Annotated in this window: 22 protein-coding genes; 6 read left to right on the forward strand and 16 right to left on the reverse strand. The window is 62.3% G+C overall.

Annotation, left to right across the window (positions count from 1 at the left end):
* Positions 1-4 precede the first annotated feature (4 nt).
* The gene (locus tag NZ746_10455) at positions 5-1,213 is read left to right on the forward strand and encodes an MFS transporter (GenBank protein ID MCS6817782.1); all 1,209 of its coding nucleotides are present in this window, start codon (positions 5-7) and stop codon (positions 1,211-1,213) included.
* Here the strand turns inward: NZ746_10455 and NZ746_10460 are convergent.
* Genes NZ746_10460 through NZ746_10470 form a run of 3 tightly spaced genes read right to left on the reverse strand, consistent with a single transcriptional unit; the run spans position 1,197 to position 3,906 of the window.
* Positions 1,197-1,907: an HAD-IA family hydrolase gene (locus NZ746_10460; protein ID MCS6817783.1), complete on the reverse strand. Its 711-nt coding sequence runs from the start codon at positions 1,905-1,907 to the stop codon at positions 1,197-1,199. The two genes, NZ746_10455 and NZ746_10460, sit on opposite strands and share 17 nt — an antisense overlap.
* 48 nt (positions 1,908-1,955) lie before the next feature.
* Positions 1,956-3,092 (reverse strand): PQQ-dependent sugar dehydrogenase, encoded by a 1,137-nt coding sequence (locus NZ746_10465; protein MCS6817784.1) that lies wholly within the window; start codon positions 3,090-3,092, stop codon positions 1,956-1,958.
* A gap of 37 nt (positions 3,093-3,129) precedes the next feature.
* A complete protein-coding gene (locus tag NZ746_10470; protein ID MCS6817785.1) occupies positions 3,130-3,906 on the reverse strand; it encodes a biotin--[acetyl-CoA-carboxylase] ligase in 777 nt (258 codons plus the stop codon).
* Between the two features lie 125 nt (positions 3,907-4,031).
* On the opposite strand from NZ746_10470, the gene NZ746_10475 reads away from it, so the two are divergent.
* Positions 4,032-4,940, forward strand: a complete 909-nt coding sequence (locus tag NZ746_10475) for a cation diffusion facilitator family transporter (protein MCS6817786.1) — start codon at positions 4,032-4,034, stop codon at positions 4,938-4,940.
* Here NZ746_10475 and NZ746_10480 read toward each other — a convergent pair.
* The 7 genes from NZ746_10480 to NZ746_10510 form a co-directional block, all read right to left on the reverse strand.
* On the reverse strand, positions 4,935-5,786 hold the full coding sequence (locus NZ746_10480; GenBank protein MCS6817787.1) for a GNAT family N-acetyltransferase: 852 nt from the start codon (positions 5,784-5,786) through the stop codon (positions 4,935-4,937). The two genes, NZ746_10475 and NZ746_10480, sit on opposite strands and share 6 nt — an antisense overlap.
* A 33-nt stretch (positions 5,787-5,819) precedes the next feature.
* Positions 5,820-6,743: a tyrosine recombinase XerC gene (xerC, locus tag NZ746_10485; protein MCS6817788.1), complete on the reverse strand. Its 924-nt coding sequence runs from the start codon at positions 6,741-6,743 to the stop codon at positions 5,820-5,822.
* Between the two features lie 53 nt (positions 6,744-6,796).
* Positions 6,797-7,813 carry a VWA domain-containing protein gene (locus tag NZ746_10490; protein MCS6817789.1) on the reverse strand — a complete coding sequence of 339 codons (1,017 nt, stop codon included), beginning with the start codon at positions 7,811-7,813 and terminating at the stop codon, positions 6,797-6,799.
* Complete coding sequence (trmFO, locus tag NZ746_10495; protein ID MCS6817790.1) at positions 7,810-9,174, reverse strand: methylenetetrahydrofolate--tRNA-(uracil(54)-C(5))-methyltransferase (FADH(2)-oxidizing) TrmFO; 1,365 nt, start codon at positions 9,172-9,174, stop codon at positions 7,810-7,812. The genes NZ746_10490 and trmFO overlap by 4 nt, the downstream gene beginning before the upstream one ends.
* 76 nt (positions 9,175-9,250) lie before the next feature.
* A complete protein-coding gene (locus NZ746_10500; protein ID MCS6817791.1) occupies positions 9,251-9,526 on the reverse strand; it encodes a hypothetical protein in 276 nt (91 codons plus the stop codon).
* Positions 9,526-10,272, reverse strand: coding sequence for a DsbA family protein (locus tag NZ746_10505; GenBank protein ID MCS6817792.1), 747 nt, complete (start codon positions 10,270-10,272; stop codon positions 9,526-9,528). Before NZ746_10505 ends, NZ746_10500 begins: the two co-directional genes overlap by 1 nt.
* A 70-nt stretch (positions 10,273-10,342) precedes the next feature.
* Positions 10,343-11,716: a M20/M25/M40 family metallo-hydrolase gene (locus tag NZ746_10510; protein ID MCS6817793.1), complete on the reverse strand. Its 1,374-nt coding sequence runs from the start codon at positions 11,714-11,716 to the stop codon at positions 10,343-10,345.
* Positions 11,717-11,847: 131 nt separating this feature from the next.
* Between NZ746_10510 and NZ746_10515 the strand changes: the two genes are divergently transcribed.
* The gene (locus NZ746_10515; GenBank protein ID MCS6817794.1) at positions 11,848-12,681 is read left to right on the forward strand and encodes a hypothetical protein; all 834 of its coding nucleotides are present in this window, start codon (positions 11,848-11,850) and stop codon (positions 12,679-12,681) included.
* Positions 12,682-12,778: 97 nt separating this feature from the next.
* The gene (locus tag NZ746_10520; protein ID MCS6817795.1) at positions 12,779-13,858 is read left to right on the forward strand and encodes a nucleotidyltransferase family protein; all 1,080 of its coding nucleotides are present in this window, start codon (positions 12,779-12,781) and stop codon (positions 13,856-13,858) included.
* A 7-nt stretch (positions 13,859-13,865) separates the two neighbouring features.
* Here NZ746_10520 and NZ746_10525 read toward each other — a convergent pair whose 3' ends face one another.
* From NZ746_10525 to NZ746_10550, 6 genes are all read right to left on the reverse strand, one after another.
* Positions 13,866-14,702: a tetratricopeptide repeat protein gene (locus NZ746_10525; GenBank protein MCS6817796.1), complete on the reverse strand. Its 837-nt coding sequence runs from the start codon at positions 14,700-14,702 to the stop codon at positions 13,866-13,868.
* Positions 14,692-15,288 carry a NifU family protein gene (locus NZ746_10530; GenBank protein ID MCS6817797.1) on the reverse strand — a complete coding sequence of 199 codons (597 nt, stop codon included), beginning with the start codon at positions 15,286-15,288 and terminating at the stop codon, positions 14,692-14,694. Before NZ746_10530 ends, NZ746_10525 begins: the two co-directional genes overlap by 11 nt.
* 132 nt (positions 15,289-15,420) lie before the next feature.
* Complete coding sequence (locus NZ746_10535; protein MCS6817798.1) at positions 15,421-15,933, reverse strand: CBS domain-containing protein; 513 nt, start codon at positions 15,931-15,933, stop codon at positions 15,421-15,423.
* 13 nt (positions 15,934-15,946) lie between these two features.
* Entirely contained in the window at positions 15,947-16,975 is a 1,029-nt protein-coding gene (locus NZ746_10540; protein MCS6817799.1) for a 2-oxoacid:ferredoxin oxidoreductase subunit beta, read from the reverse strand.
* Entirely contained in the window at positions 16,972-18,840 is a 1,869-nt protein-coding gene (locus NZ746_10545) for a 2-oxoacid:acceptor oxidoreductase subunit alpha (GenBank protein MCS6817800.1), read from the reverse strand. Before NZ746_10545 ends, NZ746_10540 begins: the two co-directional genes overlap by 4 nt.
* 18 nt (positions 18,841-18,858) lie before the next feature.
* Positions 18,859-19,326: a CBS domain-containing protein gene (locus tag NZ746_10550; GenBank protein ID MCS6817801.1), complete on the reverse strand. Its 468-nt coding sequence runs from the start codon at positions 19,324-19,326 to the stop codon at positions 18,859-18,861.
* 190 nt (positions 19,327-19,516) lie between these two features.
* Here NZ746_10550 and ispG point away from each other — a divergent pair, with 190 nt between their 5' ends.
* Positions 19,517-20,761, forward strand: coding sequence for a flavodoxin-dependent (E)-4-hydroxy-3-methylbut-2-enyl-diphosphate synthase (gene ispG / locus NZ746_10555; protein MCS6817802.1), 1,245 nt, complete (start codon positions 19,517-19,519; stop codon positions 20,759-20,761).
* Positions 20,762-20,867: 106 nt separating this feature from the next.
* Complete coding sequence (pncA, locus tag NZ746_10560; protein ID MCS6817803.1) at positions 20,868-21,485, forward strand: bifunctional nicotinamidase/pyrazinamidase; 618 nt, start codon at positions 20,868-20,870, stop codon at positions 21,483-21,485.
* Positions 21,486-21,526 lie beyond the last annotated feature (41 nt).

The raw sequence follows: 21,526 nt of genomic DNA on the forward strand, positions 1-21,526 counted from the left end.
CCGTATGGCGACGAGCGCTCGCCGAAGATGGTTGACCCGCAGTGTCCTGGCCATTGGATTGGCCAGCCTCTTCTCCGACATCAGCCACGAGATGGCGACGACGGTGCTCCCGGCTTTCCTCGCCCTAGAGATTCGCGCGACACCATTGGCGCTTGGGGCGATCGAGGGAGTCGCCGATGGCTTGGCGAGTTTCTTCAAACTCATCGGGGGATGGTGGACGGATCGAATGGGGCGGCGCAAGCCCGTCGCCATCTCCGGATATGCCGTGACGACGCTGGCGACGGCCAGTTTCGCGCTCGCTACGAGCTGGCCGATGATCCTCCTCGGACGCGCGCTCGCATGGATGGCGCGCGGCTGGCGAACCCCGGCACGCAATGCCTTGCTCGCCGACACGGTCCCGCAGGAAGCCTATGGCAATGCCTTCGGCTTCGAGCGGGCAATGGATACGGTCGGGGCCTTGGTGGCGCCGGTCCTCGCGCTGAGCTTGCTCACAGCAGGAGCGAGCTATCGCCACATCTTCGCCCTCGCCCTCATTCCCGGAACACTGGCCACGCTCGCCATCGCTCTTTTCGTCTCCGAAGCGAGACGTCCGCCGCAGCCCTCGCGAACCCTCTTCACCGACGTGCGGCACTTGCCGCGTGCGTTCATCCTTTTCCTTCTCGTCGCCGGCGTGTTCGGACTCGGACAGTTCGCGCCGACGCTTCTCGTGCTCCGCGCGACAGAGTTGACAAAAAGCCCAGAGACGGCCATGGCTCTGTACACGCTCTTCAACGGGGTGCAGGCCGCTAGTGCCTATGCCTTCGGTGCTTTGGCCCACCGCGTGGGAAGCCTCAATCTGCTGGGCGCGAGTTACTGCGGCTTCGCCCTAGTCGCGGTGGGATTCGCGTACGCAGACGCGAACATGCCGCTCCTGATCCTGCTATTCGCCCTCGCCGGTTTGGCCGTCGGCGGCATCGAAGCCATGGAACCGACCGTATCGGCCGAATTGCTACCGCCAACCGTTCGTGGCACCGGATTCGGCGCCCTCGGAGCCGCTAATGGGCTCGGTGACTTGCTTTCCAGCCTCTCGGTGGGAGCGCTGTGGAACGCTTATGGACCGGGAGCGGGCTTTGGTTTTGCTGCTCTCATGAACGGTGCGAGCGTCGTTCTGCTATTGCTGTGGCGATCGCGAATAGTTCCTCCGACACGAGAGCCGCTCACGTTCCCTCACTGAGGATCACGCGAGCGGCTTCGCTCAGCGTGCGCACGATGGGACATACGACAGAAGAAGCAGCCTCGGCGAGCTTCCCCGAATAATCCACGAGCACGGGGCGCACACCGGCTGCCAAAGCGCCAAGATAATCGAACACGAGATCATCCCCGACGTGCCACGCCCGCGCCGCCTCGACGCCCACTAAGCGCAGTGCATAGGCGAAGATCTCTGGATCGGGCTTCTCGACTCCCGCTCGGTACGACGAGATCACGCATTCGAAATATTCGCGAATGCCGAGCTGAACGAGAAACGTCTCCAGCGTGTCATCCCAATTCGAGAGGACGCCGAGCCGACATCCGGCGGAACGGAAACATTCGAGCGCCTCGATCGTATCCGGAAAGAGCCGAAACCATCGTCCCGAGCGATATTCTTCCCACAGCCGCCAGGCCACGCGTTCGGGATCGCCGCGAAAGCCCGCTTCCGCAAGCGCCAGGTGTACGAACCGCCACCACCATTGCCGATACGCTTGGAGATCGAGCGAGGTCGGACGCGGTGGATGCATGCGTTCGAGCGCGCGCCGAACGGCCTCACCGAGCGCACCATGCTCGATCCATTCCCCCTGTTGCGCGCATGCGCGAGCGATGATCTCCTCCAGACGCGGCGTGTGAATCAATGTCCCACCAGCGTCCAAGAAGACGAAGTCCGGTTTCGCCATCCCCTCCTCCGTGGCCCCGATCCCCGCGCGCGTCACGTAGTGCTTCGCTCACCGAGCCGGAACGATGCGCAGCACGCGATCATCACCCGCGCGTGGCAGGCCTCGCCCATCGCGATTGCTCGTCGTCACGTACAAAAATCCGTCGGGGCCTTGAACGACATCGCGCAATCGCCCGAAATCCCCCACGAAGAGCTTCTCCGCTCGCTCCACACTGCGGAAATCCGGCGCCCGCAGCGTCACCCGCTGCAAGTGCTGCCCGCGCAATGCGGCGAAGAAGAAGCGCCCGCGCCACTCCTCCGGCAAGCGATCCCCAGCATAGAACGTCGCGCCTGAGGGAGCCCACGTGTCCAAGCCCGACTCGAAGATGGGGTCAACGAACCGAGGATCCCGAGCCGCGCCGAAGACGTGCGGCCAGCCGTAATTCCGCCCCGGCTCGATCAGATTCACCTCGTCATGGCAACAGTTGGGCGGTAATCCCGACGGCCCATGCTCCGTACTGAAGAGCGCGCCCGTGAGCGGATGCCAGGCTAAGCCCTGCGGATTCCGATGCCCGTAGCTCCATACGGGAGAGTTCGGGAACGGATTGTCCGCCGGGATCGAACCGTCGGGATTGAGGCGCAAGATCTTCCCCGCCAAAGATGTCACATCCTGTGCCGACGACGGCAGATTGGCATCACCCGTCGTAATGTAGAGCTTCCCATCTGGTCCGAACTTAATGCGCCCGCCGTCATGAATCGCGCTCCCCGGGATGCGATCCAAGAGAACGACGGGATCAACGCCTCGCCCTCCACGCTCCACGAGCCGCACGACGCGATTCCACAGCCGATTTCCCTCTCGATAGGTGTAGTAAACGTAGACGAACCCGTTCTGTGCGAAATTCGGATCGAGGGCGAGTCCGAGCAATCCCCCCTCGCCTTCGTGCGCGACGGGAAGTTGCGCCCACGGCTCCGCCTGGAGCCCTCCCTCGCGGATCACGCGGATGCGCCCGGGGCGCTCCGTCACGAAGAGGCGCCCATCCGGAGCGAAATCTATGGCCCAAGGCACCTGCAATCCCTGCGCGACAACTTCGACCCGAACATCTTGAGGTGGGACGGACTCCCGTTTCAGACACCCAGAGGACGGCGGCAGCAGCACGAGAATGCCCCACATCACCACGAACGCGAACCATCTCGCCCAAATCCTCATCGCCACCTCCATTCCGACGAAGCGCGCCGGAACGCACTCAGCCGACGACTTCCACCTTCGTCACCTCGCCAGTGAGAATGATTTCCTGACGGCCATCCTCGGTCTCTACGCGCAACGCGCCTATCGGCGTCAGCCCACAGCTTCGCCCGCGCACGCGCCGCTCGCCACAGAGCACATTCACGTGCTGACCCCGCACGTAGCTGGAGAGTCGCTCATAGCGTTGAAGGATGCGCGTCTCCCCTTCTGCTTTCCAGATCTCGTACCACCGCTGTAGTCGAGCGAAGAACCGCTGTCGAAATCGCTCCACATCGTAGGTCATGCCCGTCTCGCGACGCAACGAGGTCGCCACATCGGCGATCTCTTGGGGGAAGCTGGCTTGATTGATGTTGACCCCGACGCCGAGAATCACATACTTCACGCGATCGTCCTCGGTCTCCAGCTCCAGGAGAATCCCCGCGACCTTTCGTCCGCCGATCATCACGTCGTTCGGCCACTTAATGTCCGCCAAGACGCTATACTCCTCGCGCATGGTCTCAGCGAGCGCAACGGCGGCAACGAACCCCAGCAGCGGGGCGCGCGATGGAGGGACCGGAGGACGCAAGACGATCGAGTGATACAACCCTTCCCCCTTTGGAGAATGCCAACGCCGCGCATATCGTCCCCGCCCGGCTGTCTGTTCGGCGGCCACAACTGTTGTCCCTTCCTCAGCTCCCGCCTCGGCCAGCTCGCGCGCCACGTCGTTGGTGGATGTGACGGAGTCATACCGATAGACGGTCTCCCGCAGCATACCCGCAATGCCACACAATACTGCCACCCCGAACTTCGCGTCGTCAAGCGACGTCCCCTCGGGAGATGACGGGGAGTCGGGATGAAGCCACGATCTTCGCCTTTGAAGCCCGTGGCCGCCCTCGTCTATACTCAAGTAGAGTGCGAACCGAAGTGCGGAAAGAGAAGTGGCAAGAGCAGGCGTTGAAGCGTTCCCCCCTCTCCTCATCCCGCTATCGCGAGGACGTCCAACGCGTTCTCCGTCGCGTCCTCGTCTTGAACGTGGCCGTCGTCCTGGGGAAGCTCCTCATCGGCTGGCGCGCGAACTCACTCAGCATCGTGAGCGATGCCGTGCATTCTTCCGTGGACGCGATGAACAACATCGTGGGCTTGATCATCATCCGCTACGCGACGGCGGCTCCCGATGCCGGCCATCCCTACGGCCATCGGAAGATCGAATCGCTGGCCGCCTTCGCCCTCGGAGGCGCCCTCCTGGTCACCTGCGTCGAGATCATCAGCCGGGCGATAGAGCGTCTACAAGATCCTTCGCGGATTCGCGTCCACATTGAGCCCCTGACCCTCGCGGTTTTGATCGGGACGATCGTCGTCAATGTGGCCGTCTTCATCTACGAACGCCGAAAGGGACACGCGCTCGGGAGCCCGTTCCTGCTGGCTGATGCTCTTCATACGCGGAGCGACATCCTGGTGAGCGGAGCGCTGCTTGTCGGCCTCATGTTCATCCGATGGAAGATGCCGATCTTGGATCCGCTCTTGGCGCTCGCCATCTCGGCCTTGATTGCCGCCAGCGGTTGGCAGATCTTCGCCCGCACGGTCCCCATCCTCATTGACGCCGCGCCGGTCTCCGCCGAGCGAGTGGAAGCGATCGTCCGAGGCGTGCCCGGCGTCAAGCAGGTCCGCGCTATTCGCTCGCGCAGCGATGGGGAACGCATTTTCCTGGACCTCGTGCTCGTGCTCAATCCGGAGGACGTGCGAACGGCCCACGAGATCACCGAACGGGTCGAAGAGCGGCTGTGCGAGGCTCTCGGTCCCTGTCAGGTCACGATCCACATGGAGCCTTCATGACCACGCGGCCGGATCGGTGCGCGTGAGGAGATAGAAGCCGCGTCCCTCTTCCTCAACGCGGAAGAACTCCTCGGCGATATACCCGACTTCGAATGCCCGGAGGAAGACGCGCTGAACGCTCTCCCGCCATCGGCGCGCTGCCTCCAGATTGCGCGCCTTCAGCGCGTTGATGTCCAATGGGATCTCCACCAGAATCGGCTCGCCGCGCGCCAGAGCCACGGGCTCTCCCTCTGTGGGGAATTCCGATGTGGCCGAGCGCGGGTTCGCAATCGGCCACTGACGCCACGAAGCCGACGTCCCCTCGCGCGCGCCGCGTTCTACGCGCTCCAACCTCTCGGCCACGCGCGCGCTCGCAATGGGCCAACTGACCCACAGCCGATCCGTCCCCAACCCTTGATGGAGGAAACTCGAGCTGGCCTCCCCGTAGAAATCCACCTCGTACCGATCGGCGTAGACGCCGAGCTTGGCGAAGTTGAAATAGGCATTGCGGGCTTGAAGCGGATCGAACGTCCAACTGATGCGTCGAATCCCGCATTCCAAAGCGCGCTCGCGCTGCGCCCGCTTGAGGAGGAAACCGATATTCTGCCCTTGGTATTCGGGTCTGACGGCCAACATGTGCGAATGCACGGTGAGCTGCCCATGCTCCAGACCCAAGAACCCGTAGACGAAACCGATCAAGCGTTCGCCGTCGAAGGCGCCGATGAGGATACCGCCAACCTTCTGCGCCGCTCGCAGATGCGAGCTGGGCACGACGTCCAGATCGGCGAATCCCCATACGTCGCGTTGCAACTGCTCGACGGCCCGCAGTTCGGCGATGCTCTCCAGGTCCCGAATCACGATCGTCATGACCGACGCCACCTCCTCAGGGACGAACGTCTCTCAGCGCGCTTTCGGATGCGCCTTATCGTACACCTCGATCAGCTTGTCCGCAGAGACGTGCGTGTAAATCTGCGTGGTCGTCAATCGGGCGTGACCGAGCAACTCCTGAATCGCCCGCAGATCGGCTCCCGCGTTCAACAGATGCGTGGCGCAAGAATGGCGCAAGCTGTGCGGGCTGATGCGGAGCGGGATGTCGGCGCACATCTTCGCATATCGCGCGATGATTCGCCCGACGCTGCGCGTCGTGATGCGCGTCCCTTGGTAGTTCAGGAATAGCGCCCGCGGATCGCGCTCCTCCTCCGACGCTTGAAGCAAGAGTTGGCCCCGCACGCCCAAATACGCTTCCAAGGCCTCCAGCGCCTTCCGCCCGAACGGCACGATGCGCTCCCGTCGTCCCTTGCCGCGCACGCGGATCGAGCGGTGTTTGAAATCCACATCGTCGATATTCAAATTGACCAGCTCGCTCACCCGCATGCCCGTCGCATAGAGCAGCTCCAAGATGGCTCGATCCCGCTTGCCGAGAACGGTGTCCGTATCGGGAAGCTCTAAGAACCGGAAGACTTCTTCGACCGAGAGGAACTTCGGCAGCTTCCGTTCCAGCCGAGGCGTGGCCACAAGGCTCGCCGGATTCATCTCCAGGACGTGTTCGCGGCACAGGTATTTGAAGAAGCTCCGCAGCGTCGCCAGCTTTCGTGCGATCGAACTCTTCTTCTTCTGCTTCGCATGGAGCGAGGCGAGGAACTCCCGAATGGTGATATGATCAATCTGGCGCACGTCCACCGCGCGGCGATTCCCCTGCTCATCGGCGGGCGCCAAATGGTCGTAGAATTGCAAGAGGTCAATGCGATAGTTGCGCAACGTGTGTTCGGAGACGTTCCGCTCGTACTTGAGATGGTCGAGAAAGGCATCAATGTACTCTTGCATGGCGTCCCTCCTCCGAGGGATTTCTCCGCGCGCCTCCCAACCGACGCCATCATTCACCGCCGCGGGGCATAATAGCCCGCTCGCGCGCGAGCGATGACTCCATCGCGCTTGACGCGCACGGTCAATCGGCGAAAGGCACCATCGCGCGCCTCATTCGTGCTGTAAAAGCCCAGGACATATTGCGTCCGCAACTGTTCGACGAGCCGAGCGAAGATCGGATCCAACTCCTCCACCTGCGTCGGCGAGAAGACTTCGCCACCCGTCTGCCGCGCCAGCAGCTCCAGGGACGTCTCGCCGATCAAGTCGCGAACGTTCGCTGAGAGGGGCTCGTCCACGTTGATGGCATAGACGGTCGCTCCCACCTCTTGCACGCGACGGAGCGCTTGACCGAGCGTCGCGCGACTGACCGTATCCCGCCCGTCGGAGAGAATGACGATGGCGCGTCGCCCTTCGATCGTCGCCAAATGCTCCGCCGCCACCACGAGAGCATCGTAGAGAGCCGTCGCCCCCTCAGCCTTGAGGCCCCGGACGGCGCTCACCAGTTGCGCGACGTCCTCGGTGAAGTTCTGCCGCAAGACGGGCTCCGTGCTCACGGAGATGAGCGCCGCCAAATCGCGCGGGCGCATGACGGAACGGAAGAAACGCGCGACGGCTTGCTTCTCGAACTCGAGCCGATTCTTGACGCTCAGGCTCGTATCCACGAGGACGACCAGACGAAGCGGCAGAGCCGCCTCGCCGCTGAAGAACGCGATCTGCTGCGGCACGCCGTCTTCCAAGATCTCGAAGTCGTCCGGTCCCAATCCCGTGACCCATTCTCCGCGCGGCCCGAGGACGCCCACCGTGACGAGCACCAGATCCGAATGCAGCGAGATGATCTCCGGCGACGTGGGCTCCTGCGGAAGGGGGACCGACGGCTTCTCGGACTCTGGCGGCTGAGGACGATGCCCAGGTCGGACGCGCCGAGCCTGCGTGTCCTCAAGCGCCCCCCCCAGCATGATCCTGGGGTCCAGAGCGAGCCCGATCGCGGCGAGAGCGAGACCGATTCTCAATGCGCGAGTCGCACCTCTCATCTCGATTCCGCCGAGAGAAGCGATGGGAGGTCCACCCTCACGCGTCGAGGGGCTATCCACTGCTCGAAATCGCAAAGCGCGCGTTCGATCTGCCGCCGATGGCGTTCCGCCTTGGGGAGCTTTCGCCCTCCCTCTTCCTCCAAAGGCGGCAAAAGCGCAAAGGTGATGTTGCCCGGTTGAAAATTCTCCGGATCGCTGTGCGCGACGTAGTGCAGGAGGCTACCGAACGCCGTCGTGCGCGGAGGAGGAACGGGCTCGCGCCCGGCCAGCAGATCGCTCACAAAGAGCGCGACCATCAATCCCGTCGCGATGCATTCCACGTATCCCTCCACGCCACAAATTTGGCCGGCGAAGAAGAGGCGAGGATCGGCGCGCAATTGCAACGTCTCCGTCAAACAGGCGGGACTGTTGATGTACGTGTTGCGATGCACCATGCCATAGCGGATGAATTCCGCCCGTTCCAGCCCGGGAATGAGTCGAAACACGCGCTTTTGCTCACCCCACTTGAGCTGCGTCTGAAAACCGACCAAGTTGTAACTGTCGGCCAAGAGATTCTCCTGGCGCAATTGCACGACCGCATAAGGGGGTCGCCCCGTGCGCGGATCCACAAGGCCGACCGGCTTCATCGGGCCATAGAGCAGCGTCTCGCGCCCGCGTCGCGCCAATTCCTCGATCGGCAGACATCCCTCGAAATAGCACGCGCGATCGAAGTCGTGCAGCGCCACCTTCTCCGCTTGCATCAAGGCGTCGTAGAACCGGTCGTACTCCTCCTTGGTCAGCGGACAGTTCAGATAGTCATCGCCGCCTTTCCCATATCGGGAAGCGCGAAAGACGACGTCGTAGTTGATCGTCTCCGCATCGACGATCGGGCTGATGGCATCGTAGAAGTAAAGATGTCCTCGCCCTGTCAGGCGTCGAATCTCCTCCGAGAGCGCCTCCGAAGTGAGCGGCCCCGTCGCAATGATAACGATCCCATCCGAGGGGATGCGCGCGACCTCTTCTCGAATGAGGGTGATGAGCGGATGCGTCGTGATGGCTTGCGTGATCCGCTCGGCGAACAGCTCGCGATCCACCGCGAGCGCCGCACCCGCGGGGACGCGACAGGTCGCCGCCAGCCGGATCAACAGCGATCCCGCTCGCCGCAACTCTTCCTTCAAGAGATACGACGCCGTCCCCGGCTCATCCGACTTCAACGAGTTGCTGCAGACCAATTCCCCGAGCCGATCCGTCCGATGCGCCGGCGTCATGCGATGCGGGCGCATCTCGTAGAGACGAACCGGGATCCCCCGCTCGGCTAATTGCCACGCCGCTTCGCTTCCGGCCAATCCCCCGCCGATGATGGTCACCGTGGATCGCAGCATGCCGTTATGAGTGTAGCATCGTCCACTCCCCCTCGACAACGACGGGCCGAGGGCTTCTTCCGCACGACGGCTCGAGTCACTCGTCGAGAAATCGCTCGGGATGATCTCGATATTCCAGGGCGCGACGTCGCGTGCGCAAGAAGTTCACAGCCGCCCAGAGCGCGACGACACTGAAGAGCAAGTAGAGCGGCATGTTGAAGACGCCCATCGGCTGCCAGAATGCATGGATAAGCGCCAGGAGATTCGTCACGCTGATGATGAGCGCGATGATGGCGAGCGCGCCAAAGAGTGTGGCGCGGCGGGTCAAGGCGACGTAGAGACGTTGGCGCTCGCGCTCCTCCTCAGAAGACATCAGGATGATCCCCCCTCGCGCAAAAGCTCCTCGATCGTTTGCTGAAAGGCCTCATAGGGCTGAGCCCCGCGCAGCACGCGCATGACGCGGACTTTCTCCCCAGGCTCGGCGAAGCCCACGAAGAACGAGGGCGTGCCGCGCACGCCCGCCCGTTGTCCCTCCGACAGATCGCGCCGCACGCGCTCGGCGAATCGCCGTCCCTCCAGACATTGCTGAAATCGCCGCGGATTGAGGCCAAGAGCTTCCGCATGCGCGATGAGATCCTCCCTCTGGAGCGCGTTCTGATGGGCGAAGAGGCGGTCGTGCATCTCCCAGAACTTCCCTTGTTCTCCCGCGCATCGAGCGGCCTCCGCGGCTTGGAAGGCTTGAGGATGAATCGCCTCCAACGGGAAATCCCGGAAGACGTATCTCACCTTCCCCGTCCGCACGTAGGCGCGCTCGATCTTCGGAACCGTCTCCCGAACATGCCGCGCGCAGAAGGGACATTGATAGTCCGAGAACTCCACGATCACCAGGCGGGCGTCCTTGGCTCCTTTGGAAGGCGCTCCAGCGATGTCCAGCACGATCTCAGATGGCGGCTTCTCGGCCACAAAGCGCGGTGTTGAGCGCGGTGCTTCCGCTCGTCGCGCCGGTGCGGATGCCGGAGGCGCCGTTTCCGTCACTGATCGCCGAGCCGATCGGCCCAAGTATCCAATCCCCCCGACGACCACCACACCCAGAAGGATCAGGATCAGTGGAGCGAACACTTGCTCTCGAGTTGTTGGCGGCTTTCCACTCATCGTCGGCTATTTTAGGGTGTCGCTCTCGCTGCGTCAATCACGGCCGCCGTTCGCCCGGATCATACAGCTCGAATGTCGCTCGCGGACGAGGTGGATTCACGTAGGCCGCGACCAAGCTTTCGTTCCCATCTTTGTCCACGGCCTTTACGCCAAAGGTCACGGCATCAATGGAGACGCCTTCGAGCACATACTCGTTCACCGGCCCCACGAAGATCTCTCGCTCCCAATCCGGCGCCGTCGTCGCTCGCATGACGACGACATATCCGGCCAGGTCCGACTCCGGATTCTCATTCCGCCACCGGAGATGTGCGGCATATCCCGAACGCCCGCGTCCGATCAGCGGCATACCGCGCTCGGTCGTCACGACGGGCGGCTTCGGCGCCAGAGCGAGACTGGCCGCCACCGCAGCATTGATTCGCGTCACAAGTGTCGTGTACGCCGGCGATGCATTGGCGAACGTATCGGTCGCCGAATGCTGATGCGCGAAATTCTCGTTCGGCGTCGTCAATCGCACGGCCGGATATCCCTCGTGATTGAAGGGGGTATGATCCCCACCGCGCCCGAACCGATCGTGCCGGAAGATCATCTCCACGCGCATGGCGGGGACATACAACTCGCCGATGCGCTTGACATATCGCGCCAACTGTCGCGAGGGCGAATCCGCCGGGTCTTCCGAAAAGACCCAGACGACGCGATTGGCCGAAGCACCATCGCCAGCCACATCGCTGCCGATGATGTCGTTGTTGAGCACGGCCTCGATGATCTGGCCCTCGCGCCGCGCCTTCTGCGCATAGAGCGTGCTGCCGACCAAGCCCTGCTCCTCACCCGCGAAAGCGATGAAGACGAGCGTCTTCTCGAACTCATATTGGCTGAGCACACGGGCCAATTCGAGCACAGCGGCCGTTCCACTGCCGTTGTCGGTCACCCCAGGCGCGAAGACGTCCGTCTGCGTCCAATCCACTTGACCGTCCGGTCCGCGCACGATCGCCAGAGAGTCGTAGTGCGCGCAGATGATGATGCGCCGTTCGGGTTGACGCGTCCCCGGCAAAACGGCGACGACATTGCGCAGTTCGACATCGCGCACGAGGCGCTGGCCTTGCTTCTTCACGTAGTACGTGTCGAAGCTCACCTGAAGGCGCGGGCTATAGCTCCGAAATTGCTCGAAGATCCATGCGCGCGCTGCCCCGATGCCTCGCGTCGGATGCGTCGGGTCTGAGAGCGTATGCCGCGTCTCGAAACTCTCGAGCTTTTTCAAATTCTCGGCGATCCGTTCCTCCGAGATCGCCGCCACGATCTGTTGCACAATCGGATTCACTCGCCCGTAGGGCTCTGCCGCGATCCCGGAGGGCAAATCTCTCATCGAACCGATCAAAAGGAGGCTGATCGCGATCGTTCGGCCGAAGTGTCGCATTGTCGTCCTCCTCGCGAAAGACTCGGCACACGGAGAGGGATTGTACCACAGGTCGAAGCGGAAAGACCTTGCTCGGCGCTTCCTCCGATTGCTATACTTCGCGCCCAGCGCGTCGAATGCGTCGTAAGACCGTGCCGGGATCGAAGCGTCGGCCAGGAGCACCGCCGCTCCTAGCGGATCCTCCTCGCACGGATGAGTTCGCACTCCGCGCGTATGGAGTGCGCATCGGTATACGGACGGACGATCCGTACGTCTTGGATCGAATCCGCGCGTACCTCCCGCCTGGCTGGAAGCCTGTGGAATCCTCGCGCGTCGAGCGCCTCTATGTCGTTCGCCGCGGCGCGTCGTCGTCAACCTATATTCTCTACGCCGACGCGCGACAGATGCTTCAGACAGAATCGCTCGAACAACTTCTCTCCAACCTCGCTCTCGATCTCCACTTCTACATCGCCGAGCGCGCGCGCGACCATCTCTTCATCCATGCGGGAGTCGTCGGCTGGGGAGGGCGCGCGATCGTCATCCCGGGGCGAAGCTCCAGCGGGAAGACCACACTCGTTCGGGCCCTTCTCCACTGCGGAGCGACGTACTATTCGGACGAGTATGCCGTGTTCGATCGGCATGGGTGCGTCCATCCTTTCCCCACTCCGCTTTTCTTCCGCCGAGAGGGCGAGGAGGGAGAGCCGATGTTGATCGAAACGCTCGGCAGTTCGGTGGGGACGGTGCCGTTGCCGGTGGGCCTCATCGTGTTCACCGCCTACGATCCGACATGCCAATGGCGTCCCCGGCGTCTCTCCCCGGGCGAAGCCTTGCTCGATCTTCTGTCCCACACGATCTCCGCGCGACGTCATCCGGCATTTGCCCTTGCTGTGCTCTCTCGCGTCGCCTCTCGCGCGATCGCCCTCAAGGGAAAGCGGGGCGAAGCCGAGCCGACGGCACAAGAGATCTTGAGCCGCGCCGTCCTCTAAGGGAGGTCATGAGCACGCGATTCTCCGGGATCGAAGGGCTGCGCGCGACCTCGTCCAATGAGGCATTTCCAATCGGCGCTTGCGTTGAGAATCGTCCATGCGAAGAGCGCTTCTCGTCTCCTCCATGTTCGTCGCTAAGGGACAAGGGCAAAAGCGCGGTGCTTTGATCGCGCGCGCGCTGACCGGATGCTGGCGCGCTACGCCACCGCCATGGGATCTCCGATCTGAGGAGCTGGACGACGTCGGCCAGCTCCTTCTCGACTTCGGGGTCGCCGGCCTTGTGTGGCACCGGCTTCGCGTCTCGCGCGCAGAGGCCACGCGTTGGACCTTTCGGTTCCATCAAGCCGCTCGCGCGTGCATTCTGCATGCCCTCCAGCAAGAACGATGGCTCGTTCGCGCGCTCGCTTGCTTCACAGCAGCCGGAATCGAGCCGATCCTCGGAAAGGGATGGGCGGCCGCGCAATCGTACGCGGCCCCGAACCTTCGACCGTACGGCGACGCTGATCTCTATATCCCTGTCGAGCACGCGGCGAAGGCCTTCGCCCTTCTCAACGATCCTCAATTCCCCCCTTGCTCTGTGGACCTACACGTGGGATTCGCCGAGTTAGATGATCGCACGCCAGAGCAGTTGTACGCGCGCTCCCGCCGCATTCCGCTCGAGGGAACGATGATCCGCGTCTTCGGACCGGAAGATCACCTGCGCTTGATGGCCTTGCACCTATTGCGACATGGGGCGCGACGTCCGCTCTGGCTCTGTGATGTCGCTGCCGCGCTCGAAACGCGGCCTCCGGATTTCGACTGGGAATACTTCCTCAGCGGGGATCGCCAGCGTTCGGAATGGGTGATGGTCGCTCTGGCCCTCGCTCACCAGTTGCTCGGCGCGCGCATCGAAGATGTGCCGTTCGCGATTGCTCGCCTTCCTCAGTGGATTCCTTCAACCGTCCTCCGCGAATGGGAGAAGCCCTATCATCCCCGCGTACCGTTGGAAGTGACGTTTCGATCCTTCAGCCTCTTCGTCCGTGAGCTGATCCGGAAATGGCCGAATCCAATTGAAGCGACCGTGACGGCGAGGGGGAGATTCGACGAAGGGCCGCGCTTTCCGCTTCAACTCGCCGATTGCGTGATTCGCGCGGGACGATGGTTGCGAAGGATCGGTGCTCGACGTTACCGCCCGTGACTTTCCTTCACGGACGGAGCGCCGCGCGCATCTTCAAGCTCGCGATTCGTTGTCGAACGGCCTCCACGTTGGGCAGATCGGATGGGAAGGAGAAGGCTTCGGCGCCCGGCACCAATCCCTCGCGAGCTTCTTCGGAGAGCATCTCGGCATGAGCGCTCGCGATCTGCACGTAGGTTTCAAATTGCGCGATCGCCAGCGCCCACTTCTCCTGTCGCTCGTAGACTTCGCCGAGGTAGTAATGCGCCAGGGGGAATTCGACCGGCGCGCTCAACTCGATAGCGCGCTGCAGTTCCTGTTCTGCGCGCTCCCATTCCCCTTTCGCCAGATACGCGCGCCCCAGCTCCAGGCGGACCGCTGGCGTCTCGTAGCCCTTCCGAATAGCTTCGCCGAGCTGGGCGATCGCATCATCGAAAAGATCGGCATCCAGAAAGACCTTCGCCAGCTCGTAGTGGATGGCCGGATGCGAATACCCTTGCGCAATGGCCGTCTGAAACTCCGCGATCGCGCCCTTCACATCGCCGAGGGCATAAAAGAGGATTTGCGCGAGCTTGTAGTGCGCTTCGGGGAAGTCTGGTTTCAACGCGATGGCGCGCCGCAATTCGGCTGCCGCCAACTCATACTGCCGTTCGTTGAGCAATTGCTCAGCGCGTGCGTAATGGTCTTCGGCGCGAGGAGCGAGCGATCGGCACGCCGCCAGGCCCCCAAGAACAAGGATCCCCATCACGATGCCGACGCGTCGCGCATGAGTCCACCACAGCGCGTTTCGAGAGATCGCCTCGCTATCGCACCTCGGAGGTCTCCCTCCGATGGCCTTTAGGCGAGACGTCTCCACCTCACCACCCATACGGCGAGTAGTACGGGTTCCGCCCGGCCGCGTGATCCGTCGTGTCGAAGATGTTCCCGACCTCTGGGATGTGCTCGCGGATGATCTCCTCGATCCCCATCTTCAACGTGATGTTCGCCGCACCGCACCCCTGACATCCGCCGCCCATGCGCAAGAAGACGTCGTTGTCAATCACATCGATCAACTCGACGAACCCGCCATGCATGGCGACCGCCGGATTGATGTAATTGTCCAGCAGCTCCTGGACCTTCCGACGAATCTCCTCGCTCGACTGGCGGCGCGCGCGCACTTCTTCAGAGACCGGCGGAACGCCCGAACGAATGACCTCACGAATGGCCGCACCGATTTGCTTGGCCACCGGTACCCAATCCTCGAAATCTTCCTTGGTGACGGTGATGACGTTCCCCGAGACGAGGACGGCCGAGATGTGCTCGTTCACCGCAAAGATGGCCTCCGCTATGGGCGAGCCTTTCGCCTCCTCGCGACTGCGAAAATAGGCCGCTCCCTCGTACACCGGACGATCCACCGTGAACCGACATTTCGAGGGATCGGGTTGAATCTCCGCCATGATTTTGATCTCATCCATCGCGCATATCCTCCGTAGATCAATGCTCACCGGAGCGCGCGCTCTCCCCGCATGCGGATGAGCCGTAGCTCCGGTTTCCTCGCGCCCCTTGGGCGAGAGCCGATGTCAAAGCGACGACTTGCCGTCTTCCGCTCACGACCGACACAGAGTGAAGATGTACCGCAGGATGTCCTTGATCGAGGCGACGCCGACGGGCGTGCCATCAGGACGAACGACCGGCAACCGACGAAACCCGCCCAGGGACATTTGATGCAAAGCGAAAGCGAGCGTATCGTCCTCGCGCAAGACGACAGGATGGGGCGTCATGACCTCGCGCATGCGCCGCGTCAGCAAGCGCGTCGGAGCGCCAACCAACTCCAGGAGTGCTCCGCGTTCAGTGAAGATGCCAACGAGCTTCCCCCCCTCGACGACGAGCACACTCCCGATACGATGTTGCCGCATCAGCTCGAGGGCTCGACCGACCGGTTCCTCCGGAGAGATCGTCACCGGCGGTCTCAACGGAAGCACGCGAACGGGATCCTCCATCAGGCGCCTTTGCAATCCCTCCTTCGGCTGCGGCAGATCAAGCCCCATGAGATCATGCATGCACTGCTCGCACACCTCGGCGCCCGGCAGATTCTCATGGCCGCAGCTCGGACAGATCATCGCGATCCTCCATTCACTCGATCACCCAGAGGTCACCGCTCCGCAGGAGCTTCTCCAAATCGCCCCGTCCGCGTTCGGCAATGGCCGTCTCGATCTGCGCATTGACCAATTCATCGTAGGTCGGCTTCTCAACGGCGCGGAAAACCCCAACCGGAACTGGATATTCCGGATAATCCATCCGAGCGAGCAAGAACGCGAGGGCCGGATCCGGTCGCTTCTCGTCATGCACAAGAAGATCCGACTCCGTGATCCCATTACCGAGGGTCACGACCTCAAGCGTCGTACCGTTCCAACGAATGCCCTTGTCGTGATTCTTCCCGAAGATGAGCGGCTTCCCGTGCTCCAACACGACCATTCGATCGTCCTTCACTGGACGGCCGGCGAAAGGCTCGAACGCACCATCGTTGAAGATATTGCAGTTCTGGAAGACCTCGACGAAAGCGACGCCCTTATGCCGCGCCGCGCGCTCCAACACGTAAGCCAGATGATCTGTATGTCGATCCACTGAGCGCGCGACGAAAGTCGCCTCAGCCGCCAGTGCCAGGCAGATCGGATTCACGGGCGCCTCGACCGTGCCCATCGGCGAAGACTTCGTCTTCTTGCCAAACTCCGACGTGGGAGAATATTGCCCCTTCGTCAACCCGTAGATGCGGTTGTTGAAGAGGACGATCTTGATGTCCACGTTCCGGCGCATGACATGCAGGAGATGATTTCCGCCAATGCTCAATCCATCCCCATCGCCGGTGACGACCCACACGGAGAGATCGGGATTACACACCTTGATCCCAGTCGCAATGGCCGGGGCGCGCCCGTGAATGCCGTGGAAGCCATAGGTGTTCATGTAGTAGGGGAAGCGACTGCTGCAACCGATGCCGGAGACGAAGACGAACTTCTCTCGCGGAATGCCCAGCTCGGGCAAGACCTTCTGCATCTGCGCCAGGATGGCGTAATCGCCGCATCCCGGACACCAACGGACTTCCTGATCCGAGACGAAGTCCTTCTTCGTCAGTTTCACGCCTTGTCCGTTTCCTTCCAGCGTCATAGCAACTCCCCAATGCGATCAATGATCTCGCTGATCTTAAACGGTCGCCCCTGCACCTTGGAGAACGGGATGGCGTCCACCAGGTAGCGACCGCGCAGAAGCAGCGCCAGTTGCCCCAGATTCAACTCCGGAACCAGGATCTTCTCGAACCGATGCAAGATCTCCCCCAAGTTGTGAGGGAAGGGATTCAAATACCGGAGGTGAATGCTCGAGACCGAAGCTCCTTTCTTCTGCCAATGCTCTACGGCCGAGGTGATCGCCCCATAGGTGCTGCCCCATCCGACGACGAGCACCTTGCCCTCCGGCTCGCCGAAGACCTCGAGCGGAGGAATATCGTCCGCGATACGAGCGATCTTCTCGGCGCGCAGCTTCACCATCAGCTCGTGATTCTTCGGATCGTAGCTCACGTTCCCCGTGATGTGTTGCTTCTCCAACCCACCAATGCGATGCTCGAGTCCGGGCGTGCCCGGAATCGCCCAGGGACGCGCCAGGGTCTCCGGATCCCGCAGGTATGGGAAGAATCCATTCGGATCTGTGCGGAACCGAATCTCGATCTTCGGCAACTCCTCGACCGAAGGGAGTCGCCATGGCTCCGCTCCGTTGGCGAGATACCCGTCCGAGAGCAGGATCACCGGGGTCATGTATTTGATGGCGATCCGAAAGGCTTCGATGGCCATGAAGAAGCAATCGGCCGGCGTCGCCGGAGCGACCACAGCGACCGGACTTTCGCTATTGCGCCCAAAGAGAGCTTGAAGCAGATCCCCCTGCTCGGTCTTAGTGGGCATGCCCGTGCTCGGCCCCGCTCGCTGAATATCGCAGATCACCACGGGCAGCTCCACCATCACGGCGAGATTGATCGCCTCCGATTTCAAACACATGCCCGGCCCGCTGGTGCCGGTCGCGCCCAGATATCCGGCGAAGGCCGCGCCGATGGCCGCGCACATCGCAGCGATCTCATCCTCAGCCTGGAACGTGCGCACCCCAAAATTCTTGTGCACGGCTAATTCGTGCAGGATATCGCTGGCCGGCGTGATCGGATAGCTCGCGTAAAAGAGCGGTCGTCCGGCCAATTGCGAGGCGGCGATCAACCCCAGCGCCAGCGCCTCATTGCCCGTGATCTTGCGATAGACGCCCGGCGCGATCTGCGCCCGCCGCACGCGATAATGCACGGTGAACATCTCGGCGGCATCGCCATAGGCATAGCCCGCTCGCAACGCCGTCGCATTGGCCTGCGCGATCGCCGGATTCTTCCGGAAGCGCGTCTCGATCCAGCGCAGCGTCGGCTCCAGCGGGCGATCGAAGAGCCAATAGACTAAGCCAAGCGCCCAGAAGTTCTTGCACCGCTCCTTATCCTTGGCCGGAAGGTCAATCTCACGCAAGGCATTGAGCGTCGCCGTCGTCATCGGGATCTTGTAAACGCGATACTTCGCCAGCGAGCCGTCCTCGAGCGGATTGCTCGTGTAACCGGCCTTCTTCAAGTTGTATTCGGTGAAGGCATCCACGTTGACGAGGATCATCCCACCTTCCGGCAAATCCGGCAAATGAACCTTCAACGCCGCGGGGTTGAAAGCGACCAGCACATCGGGCTGATCCCCTGGCGTCCGCACGTCCTGACTGCTGAAGCAAATCTGATAAGCGCTCACGCCGGGCAACGTCCCCGCTGGCGCACGAATCTCCGCGGGATAATCGGGAAATGTTCCGAGATCATTCCCGACCAGAGCCGTCACGTTCGTGAACAACGTCCCAGTCAATTGAATGCCATCGCCGGAATCGCCGGCGAAGCGCACCGTGACCGTCTCCAATTCGACGATCTGCGGCCTGGCTTCCGGCTCGATGGTCGTGAGCGTGCTCGTTTGCTCCGTCATGTTCTCCTCCCAGGCGATTCAGGCTCCTTCTGGAGCCGCAAAAACTTGCTCCGAGCGAGGTGGGAGATTGAACACCTCCGCCGGGAAGTGCTCGGCCAGAAAGGCGATGACATCCTGAACCGAGACCACGCCCGCGACGCGATCGCCTTCGACGACCAGCGGGATATGTCGATACCCACCTTCGTCCATCAGGCGCATCGCCTCCCAGAGGCGCTCCTCCGGATGCAACGTCACGGGCGACGGCGTCATGAACGATTCGATGGGCGCCTCCAAATCCGCCGACAAGCCGAGAACCTTCATCACGACATCCCGCTCGGTGAAGATCCCGCGCAAGTGCTCCCCCTCGCACACGAGAACGCAGTGCGCGCGCTTCGTCTTCATCAACTCTAACACATCGCCCACGCGAGTTCCCATCTCCACGCAGGTTGCTGGGGACAAGGGCAACTCTCGAATCCTCGCCTCTCGCAATGCTTCTTCAACCGACATGCCTGTCCCTTCCGAAACCCGTTCGGAAATGTCAATTATACGCCTCCGTCGGCGAATTGGCCAAGCGATCCCAGGGGCTTCACCGCGTGGAATCGCAGGCTCTCCCACGCCCATTGAGCGCGCGCTTCCCTTTCGGTGGCGCGTTCCGCTAAAATGTCCCTGTGTGATGAGCGAATCCGGGGGTCAACGAATGCGACGGCGTTCTGTCGTCGTCCAGATCGGTCGTGTGAAGATCGGTGGGGATCACCCGATCGCCGTGCAGTCAATGACGAACACGGATACGGCCGATGTGGCGGCGACGGTCGAGCAGATCATCGCTCTCGCGGAAGCGGGATCGGAATTGGTGCGCATCACTGTGAACACGGAAGCGGCTGCGCGCGCCGTTCCTGAGATCGTCGCACGGGTGCGCGGCCAGGGAATCGAGGTCCCCATCATCGGCGACTTCCACTACAACGGTCATCTCTTGCTCTCCCGCTATCGCGAGTGCGCGCGCGCGCTCGACAAGTATCGCATCAATCCGGGGAACGTGGGCGTCGGCCGTCACCAAGACGAAAACTTCCGCCGCATGATCGAGATCGCTCTGGAGTACGAGAAGCCGATCCGCATCGGCGTGAATTGGGGCTCGCTCGACCAAGCACTCCTCACGCAATTGATGGATGAGAATGCCCGGCGTCCCGAGCCCCAGGACGCGCGCGCTGTGCTGCGCGAAGCGATGATCCGCAGCGCTCTGGATTCGGCTGCCCGCGCTGAAGCCTACGGGATGCCCCACGATCGCATCGTCCTGAGCGTTAAGACGTCCGATGTCTCGGACGTCATCGAGGTGAACCGCCGGCTCGCGGCCCGCTGCGATTATCCACTGCACATCGGATTAACCGAAGCCGGCATGGGGCTCAAAGGCATCGTCGCGTCGGCGATAGCACTGGGCGTCCTCCTTTACGAAGGAATTGGTGACACGATTCGCGTGAGCGTGACCCCAGCTCCAGGAGGCGATCGGCGCGAGGAGGTGCTCATCGCGCAGCAAATCCTGCAAGCGCTCGGCCTGCGCCATTTCGCACCGCAAGTCTCCGCCTGTCCCGGATGCGGACGCACAACGAGCACGTTCTTCCAAGAGATGGCAGCCGAGGTCCAAGCGTATATCCATCGCCAGATGCCTGAGTGGAGCCGCCGCTATCCCGGCGTCGAAAACCTGCGCATTGCCGTCATGGGATGCGTCGTCAATGGCCCGGGTGAGTCCAAACACGCGGACATCGGAATCTCGCTCCCGGGCGCGGGCGAAGAGCCAAAAGCTCCAGTCTTCGCCGATGGCCGACTGGTGACGACGCTGCGCGGGCCAACGCTCGTGACGGATTTCCTCCGCATCTTGGAAGACTACATTCGCGCCCGCTTCGGCCAGCCTGACGGGGAACACACGACGACACCATCCTCATCGGCTTGATGAGTCGAGCCGCCGAAGGAATGATCCGCGACCTGGGGCTGCAGAGCCCACCCCAGCGCAGGCGAGGCCAACAAAGCGGGACGATCAAAAGGAGGTGATAACGACCATGTCGGCATCAAAGGCACTCGTGCTCGTGGATGTGCAGAACGATTTCTTGCCGGGCGGATCGCTCGCCGTGCCGGAAGGCGATCGGATCATCCCCGTCCTCAACCGGTACATTGACCTCTTTCAGCGAGCAGGCTTGCCGATCTATGCGACGCGCGACTGGCATCCCGAGCAGACGCGACATTTCAAAGCCTACGGAGGCATGTGGCCCCCGCATTGCGTGCAGGGCACGCGCGGGGCTGAGTTCCATCCCGACTTGAAACTCCCCCCGGAGACGATCCTCATCTCAAAGGGAATGGATCCGAACGAGGACAGCTATTCGGGCTTCCAAGGTCAAACGGCCGAAGGACGCACGTTCGCCGAGGAATTGAAAGCGCGCGGGATCGAGCACCTGTACGTCGGAGGCGTCGCCACAGATTATTGCGTGCGCCACACGGTCCTGGATGCGCGCCGCGAGGGATTTCAGGTGACCGTCCTGGAGGATGCGATCCGCGGCGTGGACCTGGCGCCCGGCGATTCCGAACGCGCACTGCGAGAGATGATCGAGGCCGGAGCAACTCTCGCGAAATGGGAAGACGTCGCGCGCGAGATCGCCGCTTCCGAGGAGATCTCGTCCTGAGACGATCCCCATCCCCTTGCCCACGTCGCTTGACAAAGCCG

Source organism: Blastocatellia bacterium (assembly GCA_025055075.1).
Classification (GTDB): domain Bacteria; phylum Acidobacteriota; class Blastocatellia; order HR10; family HR10; genus HR10.

Bases quoted from the DNA above. Each gene is read 5' to 3' on its own strand.
- NZ746_10545 (MCS6817800.1), bottom strand. From the start codon at position 18,840: ATGACGGAGCAAACGAGCACGCTCACGACCATCGAGCCGGAAGCCAGG.
- NZ746_10480 (MCS6817787.1), bottom strand. From the start codon at position 5,786: ATGACGATCGTGATTCGGGACCTGGAGAGCATCGCCGAACTGCGGGCC.
- trmFO (MCS6817790.1), bottom strand. From the start codon at position 9,174: ATGCTGCGATCCACGGTGACCATCATCGGCGGGGGATTGGCCGGAAGC.
- NZ746_10510 (MCS6817793.1), bottom strand. From the start codon at position 11,716: ATGCGACACTTCGGCCGAACGATCGCGATCAGCCTCCTTTTGATCGGT.
- NZ746_10490 (MCS6817789.1), bottom strand. From the start codon at position 7,813: ATGAGAGGTGCGACTCGCGCATTGAGAATCGGTCTCGCTCTCGCCGCG.
- NZ746_10530 (MCS6817797.1), bottom strand. From the start codon at position 15,288: ATGGATGAGATCAAAATCATGGCGGAGATTCAACCCGATCCCTCGAAA.
- NZ746_10455 (MCS6817782.1), top strand. From the start codon at position 5: ATGGCGACGAGCGCTCGCCGAAGATGGTTGACCCGCAGTGTCCTGGCC.
- xerC (MCS6817788.1), bottom strand. From the start codon at position 6,743: ATGCAAGAGTACATTGATGCCTTTCTCGACCATCTCAAGTACGAGCGG.
- NZ746_10525 (MCS6817796.1), bottom strand. From the start codon at position 14,702: ATGGGTGGTGAGGTGGAGACGTCTCGCCTAAAGGCCATCGGAGGGAGA.
- NZ746_10465 (MCS6817784.1), bottom strand. From the start codon at position 3,092: ATGAGGATTTGGGCGAGATGGTTCGCGTTCGTGGTGATGTGGGGCATT.
- NZ746_10520 (MCS6817795.1), top strand. From the start codon at position 12,779: ATGCGAAGAGCGCTTCTCGTCTCCTCCATGTTCGTCGCTAAGGGACAA.
- pncA (MCS6817803.1), top strand. From the start codon at position 20,868: ATGTCGGCATCAAAGGCACTCGTGCTCGTGGATGTGCAGAACGATTTC.
- NZ746_10535 (MCS6817798.1), bottom strand. From the start codon at position 15,933: ATGATCTGTCCGAGCTGCGGCCATGAGAATCTGCCGGGCGCCGAGGTG.
- ispG (MCS6817802.1), top strand. From the start codon at position 19,517: ATGCGACGGCGTTCTGTCGTCGTCCAGATCGGTCGTGTGAAGATCGGT.
- NZ746_10500 (MCS6817791.1), bottom strand. From the start codon at position 9,526: ATGTCTTCTGAGGAGGAGCGCGAGCGCCAACGTCTCTACGTCGCCTTG.
- NZ746_10540 (MCS6817799.1), bottom strand. From the start codon at position 16,975: ATGACGCTGGAAGGAAACGGACAAGGCGTGAAACTGACGAAGAAGGAC.
- NZ746_10460 (MCS6817783.1), bottom strand. From the start codon at position 1,907: ATGGCGAAACCGGACTTCGTCTTCTTGGACGCTGGTGGGACATTGATT.
- NZ746_10550 (MCS6817801.1), bottom strand. From the start codon at position 19,326: ATGTCGGTTGAAGAAGCATTGCGAGAGGCGAGGATTCGAGAGTTGCCC.